This window comes from Dactylosporangium salmoneum, assembly GCF_039532525.1.
GTDB classification, from domain to species: Bacteria; Actinomycetota; Actinomycetes; order Mycobacteriales; family Micromonosporaceae; genus Dactylosporangium; species Dactylosporangium salmoneum.
Genome location: NZ_BAAARV010000034.1, coordinates 1 through 10,707 on the forward strand (window position 1 = coordinate 1; position 10,707 = coordinate 10,707).

The 10,707-nt window shown below is 72.4% G+C and carries 7 protein-coding genes; 4 read left to right on the forward strand and 3 right to left on the reverse strand.

The window, feature by feature from the left end:
* Window positions 1-238: 238 nt before the first annotated feature.
* Window positions 239-2,461 (reverse strand): transglycosylase domain-containing protein, encoded by a 2,223-nt coding sequence (locus ABD352_RS23500; RefSeq protein WP_344614619.1) that lies wholly within the window; start codon window positions 2,459-2,461, stop codon window positions 239-241.
* Between the two features lie 47 nt (window positions 2,462-2,508).
* Here ABD352_RS23500 and cobC point away from each other — a divergent pair, with 47 nt between their 5' ends.
* Genes cobC through cobA form a run of 3 tightly spaced genes read left to right on the forward strand, consistent with a single transcriptional unit; the run spans window position 2,509 to window position 5,848 of the window.
* On the forward strand, window positions 2,509-3,534 hold the full coding sequence (cobC, locus tag ABD352_RS23505; protein WP_486303853.1) for an Rv2231c family histidinol phosphate aminotransferase CobC: 1,026 nt from the start codon (window positions 2,509-2,511) through the stop codon (window positions 3,532-3,534).
* Window positions 3,528-4,571 (forward strand): nicotinate-nucleotide--dimethylbenzimidazole phosphoribosyltransferase, encoded by a 1,044-nt coding sequence (gene cobT / locus ABD352_RS23510; RefSeq protein WP_344614620.1) that lies wholly within the window; start codon window positions 3,528-3,530, stop codon window positions 4,569-4,571. Before cobC ends, cobT begins: the two co-directional genes overlap by 7 nt.
* Entirely contained in the window at window positions 4,568-5,848 is a 1,281-nt protein-coding gene (cobA, locus tag ABD352_RS23515) for a uroporphyrinogen-III C-methyltransferase (RefSeq protein ID WP_425553612.1), read from the forward strand. The genes cobT and cobA overlap by 4 nt, the downstream gene beginning before the upstream one ends.
* 161 nt (window positions 5,849-6,009) lie before the next feature.
* On the opposite strand, the gene otsB is transcribed toward cobA, so the two are convergent.
* Both otsB and ABD352_RS23525 read right to left on the reverse strand, forming a co-directional pair.
* The gene (gene otsB / locus ABD352_RS23520) at window positions 6,010-8,565 is read right to left on the reverse strand and encodes a trehalose-phosphatase (protein WP_344614621.1); all 2,556 of its coding nucleotides are present in this window, start codon (window positions 8,563-8,565) and stop codon (window positions 6,010-6,012) included.
* Between the two features lie 75 nt (window positions 8,566-8,640).
* Complete coding sequence (locus tag ABD352_RS23525; RefSeq protein WP_425553614.1) at window positions 8,641-10,059, reverse strand: alpha,alpha-trehalose-phosphate synthase (UDP-forming); 1,419 nt, start codon at window positions 10,057-10,059, stop codon at window positions 8,641-8,643.
* A gap of 92 nt (window positions 10,060-10,151) precedes the next feature.
* Between ABD352_RS23525 and ABD352_RS23530 the strand changes: the two genes are divergently transcribed.
* Window positions 10,152-10,707: hypothetical protein (locus ABD352_RS23530; RefSeq protein WP_344614623.1), on the forward strand; the 556-nt coding region annotated here is incomplete at its 3' end.

Consider the following 10,707-nt stretch of genomic DNA (forward strand, 5'->3'; position numbering starts at 1 on the left):
CGCCAGGCCGCCGTGCCGCAGGCCGCCAGGCCGCCGTGCCGCAGGCCGCCAGGCCGCCGTGCCGCTGGGTCGCCGCGCTGGGTCGCTGGGGCGGCGACGGGCGGGGTGACCGGTGGCTTGCAGGACGGGGCATCGGGTCGCCGCTCGGTGCGCTGTCGTTGGCAGGAAGGGCGGGGCTGCTTGGCCGGTGCCGGCCTGCGGGTAGGTGACGCCGGAAGCGGCCGTAGGCGTCGTCCGGTCAGTGGGCCGCGGGGCGCGGGGTGGGCTTGGCGTCGTGGGCGGTGCGGGCACGGCTCTTGGCCGGCTTGGCGGCGCTCTTGCCGGAGATGGCCGGGCTCGGCGGCGTGAAGTCGCGCACCGGCGTGCCGGCCAGCGCGTCCCGAAGGGTCTCCGCGACGGCCTCGCGGGGCTTGCCCGCGTTGCCGGAGCCGACGCGGTGCAGCGGATTGTCCGGGTCGGCGATGAAGCCGGCGATGGTGAGGTCGGGGGTCATGCCGACGAACCAGGCCGAACGATCGTCGTCGGTGGTGCCGGACTTGCCGGCGACGGGGCGGCGTACGGTCGGGTAGACCCGCGGGGCCGTGGACCAGCCGCCGCAGTCGCCGGTCGCGGCGCGGTAGCCGGTGACGCAGCGGGCCGCGTCGACCGCGCCGCGGGCCACGTCGGGGGACAGGATCTGGGCGCAGCGGGGCTTGGCGACCTCCACGCCCTTGTCGTCGACGGCCGGCTTGCCCTCGACGTCGGTGATGGACGTGACCGGGATCGGGTCGCAGTGCATCCCGTCGGCGGCGACGGTGGCGAAGGCGCCGGCCATCTCCAGCGGGGTCGTGTCGGCCACGCCGAGGGTGAAGGCGCCCCAGCCCTTCGCCTTGGCCGGGGAGGCCTGCAGCTTGTCGATGCCGGTGCGCCAGCGAAGGCCCAGGCGCTCGGCCATGCGTACCGCCGAGTCCGCGCCCACCCGCTGCTCCAGCTGGACGAAGTACGTGTTCACCGACTTGCCGAAGCCCGACCACATGGTCTGCCGGCCCGTCATCGAGTCCGAGGCGTTGGACGGGCACCAGGAGTCGTTGCCGCAGTGGGCCGGGGAGTTGCGGCCGGTCTTGTACTTCGACTGGAACGTCTTGGGCGCGTAGATCGCGGTCGACAGCGGCAGGCCCTGCTCCAGCGCGGCGAGCATGGTGAACATCTTGAACGTCGACCCGGCCTGGTACCCGGCCATGTCGCCGCCGCCCAGGAGCGGGTTGACCGTGTTCGGGTAGTTGCCGCGCAGGCGCTTGCGCTGCCTCGGGTCGGAGTGTGGGCCGTTGCTGGCGCGGTCCAGGGAGTACACCCGGTTGACGGCCATCGCCCGGATGCGCCCGGTCCCCGGCTCGACGGCGACCTGACCCAGCGCGTAGGGGCTGCGCGTCTGCTCCCGCTTGAGGATCTGCTGCTGGGCGATGTCCTGGGTGCGCGGGTCCAGGGAGGTCACCACGGAGTACCCCCCGCGGCGCAGCTTGTCGATGCGCTCGTTGGGGCTGGCGCCGAACGCGGGCTGGGCCGACCACCAGGTGCGCAGGTAGGAGCAGAAGAAGCCCCAGCCCGCGCGGGTGGCGAGGCAGTCGTTCGGGGGCTCGGACAGCTTCAGCGCGATCGGGGCGGCGTGCGCGGCGGCGGCGTCGGCGGCGGAGAGGTACTTCAGGTCGATCATGCGGTCGATGACGTAGTCGCGGCGGGTCTTGGCCGCCCGGGAGTCGGTGCCGGCCGGGTCGTACGCCGACGGGGCCTGCACCAGCCCGGCGAGCATCGCCGCCTCGGGCACGGTCAGGTCGGCCGGCTTCTTCGAGAAGTAGATCTCGGCGGCGGCGAGGATGCCGTAGGCGCGATGGCCGAAGTAGGCGACGTTGAGGTACCGCTCCAGGATCTCGTTCTTGCTCATGTGCTTCTCGAGCTCGATCGCGAGCTTCATCTCCCGCAGCTTGCGGGCGCCCGTCTGCTCGGTCGCCTCGTTGACCTCCGCCGGCGTGCGGGCGGAGTCGCGCAGGACGTTGCGCACGTACTGCATGGTGATCGTGGACGCGCCCTGCGACACGGCGCCGGACTTCTTGTTGGCCACGAACGCGCGGGCCACGCCCTTGAAGTCCACGCCGTGGTGCTCCCAGAAGCGCGCGTCCTCGGCCGCGACGATGGCCTGCTGCATGTTGTCCGACACCGTGGACAGGCCGGTGTACGTGCGGTACTCCTCGTAGAACTGGGCGAGCAGCGTGGTGCCGTCGGCGGCGTACACGTGCGTGGTCTGCGCCGGCAGCGACTGGCGCAGCTCGTCGGGGGACATGGCCAGGGCGTCGGCGCCCTTCTTCGCGCCGACCCCCGTGACGGCCGCGATCGGGTAGATCAGTGCGGCCACGGCGAGGCCGACGATGAGGCCGGTTCGCAGGAGGGTAAGGAGGCCGCCGGCCGCCCGCATGGTGCGCCTGATCACATTCTTAAGCTAGGACAAATCGCCGCGCCGTACGCGACGATCACGAGATGCTGCGCTTTCACGGCGACGCCGAGATCGCGCCGGGCCTCGTCGACCTCGCGGTCAACGTCCGGCAGGAGACCCCGCCGTCCTGGCTGACCGGGCCGATCGCGGCGTCGCTGGCGCATCTGGCCCGCTACCCCGACCCGGCCGAGGCCACCGCGGCGATCGCGGCCCGGCACGGCCGGCCGCCCTCCGAGGTCTTGCTCACCGCGGGCGCCGCCCAGGCCTTCACGCTGCTCGGCCCGGCGCTGCGCCCGCGCCGGCCGGTGGTCGTGCACCCCCAGTTCACCGAGCCGGAGGCGGCGTTGCGCACGGCCGGCCACGACGTGACCCGCGCAGTGCTTTCCGAAGCCCATGGATTCGTACTGAAGAATCTGGAAATTTCGCCGGAGGCCGATCTCCTCGTCATCGGGAACCCGACGAATCCAACATCGGTGCTGCACCCCGCCGAGGACCTCGCCGCCCTGACGCGCGACGGGCGGGTCACGGTCGTCGACGAGGCGTTCGCCGACACCGTGCCCGGCGAGCCCGAGTCCCTCGCCGGGCGCCGGGACCTGCCCGGCCTGCTGGTCATCCGCAGCCTGACGAAGACGTGGGGCCTGGCCGGCCTGCGCATCGGGTACGTGCTGGGCCCGGCCGAGCTGATCGAGCGGCTGCGCGAGCACGCTCCACTGTGGAGCGTGTCCACGCCGGCGCTGGCCGCCGCGATCGCCTGCGCCTCGCCGCGTGCCGTGGACATGGAGCGTGAGATCGCCACCCGGCTCGCCGCCGACCGTGCGCACCTCGTCGCCGCGCTGGAGCGGGCCGGCGTGGCCGTCGCCGGGCGCCCGGCGAGCTCCTTCGTGCTGATCAAGGTGCCGGGCGGCGAGTCGGTGCGCGCCGCGCTGCGTGAGCGCGGGTTCGCGGTGCGACGTGGCGAAACCTTCCCCGGACTGGGCCCGGACTGGTTACGTATTGCCGTGCGGGACACTGCCACGAGTGATGCTTTCGTCGCGGTGTTGTCAGACGTACTGGGAGGGTCAACATGCTGAACGAGACAATCGCCGCGATCCGGCCGCTCGATGACGAGGCGATCGCGGCCGCCCGGGCCTTGCAGGCCCGCCTCACCAAGCCCATGGGGTCCCTCGGCGCGCTGGAGACGCTGGCGGTACGGCTGGCCGGCCTGTCCGGCGCCTGTCCGCCGCCGATCCCGGAGCCGGCCGCGCTGGCCATCTTCGCGGGCGACCACGGCGTGCACGACCAGGGCGTCACGCCCTGGCCGCAGGAGGTCACCGCGCAGATGGTGGCCAACTTCGTCGCCGGGGGCGCGGTCGTCAACGCCTTCGCCCGCCAGGCCGGCGTGCGGGTGACCGTGGTCGACGTCGGCGTGAAGGCCGTGCTCGACCCGGCCGAGGGGCTGCTGGACCGCAAGGTGCGGGCCGGCACGCGCGACCTCAGCGTCGAGCCGGCGATGACCCGCGACGAGGCGATCCAGGCCATCGAGGCCGGCATGCAGGTCGCCGAGGACCTCGTCGCCGGCGGCGCCCGGGCGCTGCTCACCGGCGACATGGGCATCGCCAACACCACGCCCTCGGCCGCGCTGATCGCCGCCTTCACGCACGCCGACCCGGCCGCCGTGACCGGGCTCGGGACCGGCATCGACAGCGAGACGCACGCCCGCAAGGTCGCCGTGGTCACCTCGGCCGTGGTCGGGCTGGAGGCCGACGACCCGATCGACGTGCTGGCCGCGGTGGGCGGGCTGGAGCACGCGGCGCTGGCCGGGTTCATCCTGCGCGCGGCCGCCCTGCGCGTGCCCGTGGTCCTTGACGGCGTCATCGCCGCGTCGGCCGCCCTGGCCGCGCAGGCCCTGGCCCCGCTGTCGAGCGGGGCGATGGTGGCCGGTCACCGCTCGGCCGAGCCCGGGGCCACCGTGGCGCTCGGCTATCTTGAGCTCGAACCGCTCGTCGACCTGGGCCTGCGCCTGGGCGAGGGCACCGGCGCCGTCCTGGCGCTGCCGATCGTGGCCAGTGCTGTCCGCGTGTTGCACGAGGTCGCCACTTTCGACTCTGCTGGAGTAGCCCACAAGTGAACCCCTACCCCCTCGGTCTACAGCTCGACGGGTTGCGCGTCCTGGTGGTCGGCGGCGGCGCCGTCGCCACCAGGCGCGTGCCCGCACTGCTCGACGCGGGCGCGGACGTCGTGCTCGTCTCCCCGCACATCACCCCGGCGCTGCGGGCCCACGTGGACGCCGGCCGGCTCACGTGGCGGGCCCGCCGCTTCGAGCCGGCCGACGTCGACGACGTCTGGCTGGTCCACGTCGCCGTGAACGACCCCGAGGCCGGCCGCGCGATCAGCGAGGCGACGGCGGCCCGGCGCATCTTCACCGTCCGCGCCGACGACCGCCACGCCGCGACCGCCTGGACCCCCGCGGTGACCCGCCACGGCCCGGTGACCGTCGCGGTCCTGGCCGGCGGCGACCCGGTCCGCGCGGTAGCGGTCCGCGACGCGATCGGCGAGCGGCTCTCGGCCGGGGGGCTGGACACCGCCGGCGCCGAACCCCGGCGCGGCACGGTGGCCCTCGTCGGGTCCGGGCCGGGCGACCCGGAGCTGCTGACCGTGCGGGGCCGCCGCCTGCTCTCGGCCGCGGACGTGGTCGTCGTCGACCGCCTGGCCGCCGGCCTGCTGCTCGACGAGCTGCGCCCCGAGGTGGAGCTCGTCGACGCCTCCAAGATCCCGTACGGCCCCTCGGCGGCCCAGGAGGAGATCAACCGGGTCCTGGTCGACCGGGCCAAGGCCGGCAAGTTCGTGGTGCGGCTCAAGGGCGGCGACCCGTACGTCTTCGGCCGCGGCGGCGAGGAGGTGCTGGCCTGCGCCGAGGCCGGCGTGCCGGTGACCGTGGTGCCGGGCGTGACCAGTGCGATCGCCGTGCCGTCGGCGGCCGGCATCCCGGTGACCCACCGCGGCGTGGCGCACGAGTTCACGGTCGTCTCGGGCCACCTGGCGCCGGAGCACCCGGAGTCGCTGGTCGACTGGCCGGCCCTGGCCCGCCTGCGCGGCACCGTGTGCGTGCTCATGGGCCTGAAGAACCTGCCCGCGATCGCCGCCGTCCTGCAGGCGCACGGCCGCGCCCCGGAGACCCCGGTGGCGGTGGTGCAGGAGGGCACGACCCGGGATCAGCGCGCGGTGCGGGCGACCCTGGCCACGGTCGCGGAGGCGGCCAAGGAGGCGGCCCTGCGGCCCCCCGCGGTCATCGTGATCGGCCCAGTGGTCGACGCCCTGAACACGCCCTCGGACGCCCCGCCCCCGGCCGCTCCGCACACGCCCTCGGACGCCCCGCCCCCGGCCGCTCCGCACACGCCCTCATAAGGTCCGTCGGGCGAAAAATCCGATAAGTCGGGCGCGCCAGCGCCCGACTTATCGTGCAAAAGGGGCGCCCTGCCTCGCAAGGGAGAGCGCCCCGAAAGCAAGGCTTATCGTGCAAAAGGGGCGCCCTCCCTCGCAAGGGAGAGCGCCCCGAAAGCAAACCGTCAGGAGCGGTCGAGCTCCAGCGCGCACCGGATGAGACCCAGGTGCGAGTACGCCTGCGGGTGGTTGCCCAGCGCTCGCTCGGTCATCGGGTCGTACTCCTCCGGGATCAGCCCGGTCGGGCCGGCGCACTCGATGAACTGGGCGAAGAGCTCCTCGGCGTCGGCGCGGCGGCCCGTGCGCAGGTACGCCTCGATCATCCACGTGGTGCAGAGGTGGAAGCCGCCCTCCACGCCCGGCAGGCCGTCGTCCCAGCGGTAGCGGTACACCGTCGGGCCCTCGCGCAGCTCGGCCTCGACCGCCAGGACGGTGGCCAGGAAGCGCGGGTCGTCGTCCTGCAGGAGGCCGGAGAGGCCGATCCACAGCACCGAGGCGTCCATCTCCTCGTAGCCGTAGGCCACCGTGTACGCGCCGAGCTTCTCGTTCCAGCCCTTGTCCAGGACGTTGTCGGCGATGGTCTTGCGCAGGGTGTACCAGACGTCGGGGACCGGGCGGCCCTGGCGCTCGAAGAGCTGGATGCCGCGGTCCACGGTCATCCAGCACATGACCTTGGAGTACACGTAGTGGCGGGGCCGGCGGCGGGCTTCCCAGATGCCGTGGTCGGGCTCGTGCCAGCGGCGCTCGACGGCCTCGACCATGGCGTCCATGAGCGCGAAGTCGCCCTCCTCGGGCGGCCGCACGTCGGCCAGGGCGCAGAGCAGGTCGGCGACCGGGCCGAAGACGTCCAGCTGGACCTGGCCGTTGGCGGCGTTGCCGACGCGGACCGGGCGGGAGCCGGCGTAGCCGGGGAGCGCCTCGATCACGGCCTCGGGGCCGAGCTCGGTGCCGTCCAGGGTGTACAGCGGGTGGAGCCGCTCCGGGTGCCCGTCGGTGTTGTCGGCGACGCGCAGCGTCCAGCGGACCAAGGACTCGGCTTCCTCCGTCGAGCCGAGGTCGACCAGCGCCTTGGCGGTCAGCGAGGCGTCGCGCAGCCAGCAGTACCGGTAGTCCCAGTTGCGGGAGCCGCCGATCTCCTCGGGCAGCGAGGACGTGGCCGCGGCCAGGATCGCGCCGGTCGGCTTGTGCCACAGGCCGCGCAGGGTGAGCGCGCTGCGGCGGACGAGGTCCTTGGCGACCGAGGGCAGCTTCAGCGAGTCCGACCAGTCGCGCCAGGCCGCCTCGGCGGCGATCTGGCGCTCGTCGAGCGGGACCCGGGGGGCCTCGATCGAGTCGGTGCCCAGGCGCAGCTCCAGCATCGCGTTGCCGCCCATGGCGCCGAGGTCCACCGTGGCACGGGCCAGGTCGCTGTGGCCGTCGGAGGTGATCTCCCACTCGATGCCGGGGGAGTAGAGCGCGATCGGCTCGTTGGAGCCCAGCACCAGCAGGCCGTCGTCGCCGAGCGGCTGCAGGCGGATGTGCACCTGGCCGAAGTCGGGGCGCGGGACGAAGTCGATGCGCGCCCGGGAGCTGCCCGACAGCACGCGGATCAGCGAGTTGCCGGTGCGGTGGTGGTCGAGCCAGTCCGTGACGGTCAGGCCCGACCAGCGGGTCTCGACGGTCATGGTGCCCGGGCGGTATCGCTGGCCGAGCGGAATCCCGCCGCGCTCCGGCTGCACCGTGAAGTGCCCCGCCGCGGTGTCGCCGAGCAGGTCGGCGAAGACGGCGCCGGAGTCCGGCCTGGGGTGGCACAGCCAGGTGACCCGCGCGGCCGGGGTGAGCAGCGCGACCGTGTGGGTGTTGGAGAGCATCGAGTGGCGCTCGATCGGCACCGCCTGCTCGCCGAAGAGCCAGCGCCGCCGGGTGAAGAGCAGCAGCTCGAGCAGCGCGACGGCCTCCTGCGCGTCGCCGATGCTGAACCGGGCCAGCGTCTCCTCGCCGCCGCCGACCTTGATGCCGAGGTCCGGCCCGTGCAGGTGGGCGAAGGCCTTCTCGTCGGTGGTGTCGTCGCCGAGGTACACCACCGCGCTGGCCGACACCTGCATGCGCAGCGCGTCGACGGCCAGGCCCTTGTCGGTCGGCACCACCGACAGCTCGATGACCTCCTTGCCGGTGGTCACCTCGATGTCCGGCCACAGGGCCGCACCGCTGCGCACGGCGTCGAACACGCGCTGGGCGACGTCGCGCGGGGCCGCCCGGGTGTGCACGGCGATGCTCGCCGGCTTGACCTCCAGCCGGACGCCCGGCTGGTTGTTGCAGATGGCGTTGAGTGCGGCCTGCAGCTCGGCCCGGCGCTGCTGGCGCTCGGGCGGGAGCTCGTCGATGTAGCCGACGTCGAACTCGGAGCCGTGGCTGCCGACCAGGCGCACTTCGGCGGGCAGGCGCGACAGGGCGGCGAGGTCGCGGAGGGCCCGCCCACTGATCACGCCCACCGTCGTCTGTGGCAGCGACGACAGCGCGCGCACGGCGGCTACGGATTCAGCGGTCGGAGTCGCCTTGGTGGGGTCCGCGACGATCGGCGCGAGGGTGCCGTCGTAGTCACATGCCACCAAGAGGTTGGGCACGCGGGCGACGCGCAGCACCGCCGCGCGGAGGTCCGGGTCGAGCGAGAGGACGTTGCCTGTCGCCGAGGTCTGGTTCATGTCCGGCCTGTTCGTGGGATCGATGTAGGTCGTTGATGCATTCAGCTGGGTGTCGGGCATCCTGCATCGAGTGGTTCATGATGCCGCGCCGAGCGCGTCGAGGAACGCGTCCGCCCAGGTGCGCACATCGTGCGCGCGCAGGTGGGAATGCATAGCATGCATTCGCTTGCGCCCTTCGACCGGGTCGACATGGATCGCACGCATAAGTGCGTCTTTCACCCCGTCGAGGTCGTGCGGGTTGCACAGGAACGCCTGGCGCAGTTCGGCTGCCGCGCCGGCGAATTCCGACAGCACGATGGCGCCACCGCCGTCGACGCGGGCGCCGACGTACTCCTTGGCCACCAGGTTCATGCCATCCCTCAACGGAGTCACCATCATGACGTCGGCCGCGACGTACAGCGCGGCCAGTTCAGCCCGACTGTACGACTGATGGAGATAGTGCACCGCCGGTTGGCCAACTCGTCCGTACTCGCCATTGATCCGCCCGACCTCGCGCTCGACGTTCACCCGGAGCGTCTGGTAGTGCTCCACCCGCTCCCGGCTCGGCGTAGCCACTTGTACCATCACCGTCTCCGGCGCCGTCAGTCGTCCTTCCGACAGCAATTCCCTGAATGCCTTGAGCCTTCGCTCGATGCCCTTGGTGTAGTCGAGCCGGTCCACGCCCAGGATGATGGTGCGCGGATCCCCCAGTTCGGTGCGGATGGCGGCCGCTCGGGCCTGCACTTCGGGCGAGGCGGCGAGCCGGCGCATCTCCTCGGCGTCGATGGAGATGGGGAACGCCTCGGCCCGTACCGTGCGCCCCTCCCACTCGACGATGCCGCGGCGCACCCGGGTGCCCAACAGATGTCGGGCCAGTTGGACGAAGTTCTGTGCGCCGAGTGGCCGCTGGAAACCAACCAGATCGGCACCGAGCAGACCCTTGAGAATGTCGGCTCGGCGAGGTAGCTGCATGAACAGTTCGACAGGGGGAAATGGAATGTGGAGAAAGAAGCCGATCTTGAGATCGGGCCGGGTCTCGCGCAGCAGGGCCGGCACGAGTTGCAGCTGGTAGTCCTGCACCCAGACCGTGGCGCCCGGTGCGGCATCGTCCGCGACCGCTTTCGCGAACCGCTCGTTGACCAGGCGGTACGACTCCCACCAGCGCCGCTTGAAGATGGGCGTCTCCACGGCGTCGTGGTAGAGCGGCCAGAGGCTGGAGTTGGAGAAGCCCTCGTAGTAGCGCTCGATCTCGCCCGCGGTCAGGGGGACCGCGTGCAGCTGGACCCCGCCGGCCTCGAAGGTCTCCTCGGGCGTGTCGGCCTCCCCGGCTCCGCCCGGCCAGCCGACCCATGTGCCGTCGCGCTGCTGCAGCACCGGCTCGAGCGCCGTCACAAGGCCGCCTGGGCTGCGGCGATAGCTGACCTCACCATCCGGGCCGACCACCTTGTCGACGGGCAGCCGGTTGGCGACCACCACGAATGCACTGTTTCCAGCCACGTGTCGTGTCCTCCCCATGGGTGATCCACCCTCGTACTTTCAGCCTACTGATCCTCGTGGCCACCCGGCAGCATGCGGAGTGCTGGCTCACAGGTGCGATCCTGCTTTGCATGTCGCGCTACGAGGCCGGTCCCGGGCAGGGATCGCGCCGGACCTTCACCGTCGTGTTGCTCTCGTTGCTCATCCTCACGGTCGTCGGGGCGCTCTTCGGGTACGTGATCGGACGCCGCGACATCGATGAGGATAAGTCAGCATCCGGTGACGGTCCGTCGGCGGTGCCCCCGGGAGTGACCTCCGCCGCGGCGACGCGCCAGGCGCCGAGCCTGCCGCCGACGCGGTGCCCGGACTTCATCGGGGAGGCGGCCAAGGCGCAGGACGGGAATACCGCGCTGCCGTTGATGCTTGTGCAGTACATCCGCACGGCCAAGGGGCACGAGGTGTGGATCTGCCAGGAGTCCGACGGGTCGGGGCTGTGGTACCAGGGCCACGACCGCAAGCAGGACTTCTACGACGGCGGGGAGATTCCGCAGGAGGGCGTCAACGGCCTCCTGCGCCCCGGCGCACAGGCGCGGGGCAACCGCACGTGGACGGTAACCAACGAAGGTACCACCTACACGGTCACCCCCTCGGCGCTGAAGGTGACCGGCGGGCAGAACTTCACCGACG

What these genes read in the sequence shown, in the direction of transcription:
- otsB (WP_344614621.1), bottom strand. Translation starts at nt 8,565, where the DNA reads ATGAACCAGACCTCGGCGACAGGCAACGTCCTCTCGCTCGACCCGGAC.
- cobC (WP_486303853.1), top strand. Translation starts at nt 2,509, where the DNA reads ATGCTGCGCTTTCACGGCGACGCCGAGATCGCGCCGGGCCTCGTCGAC.
- cobT (WP_344614620.1), top strand. Translation starts at nt 3,528, where the DNA reads ATGCTGAACGAGACAATCGCCGCGATCCGGCCGCTCGATGACGAGGCG.
- ABD352_RS23525 (WP_425553614.1), bottom strand. Translation starts at nt 10,059, where the DNA reads ATGGGGAGGACACGACACGTGGCTGGAAACAGTGCATTCGTGGTGGTC.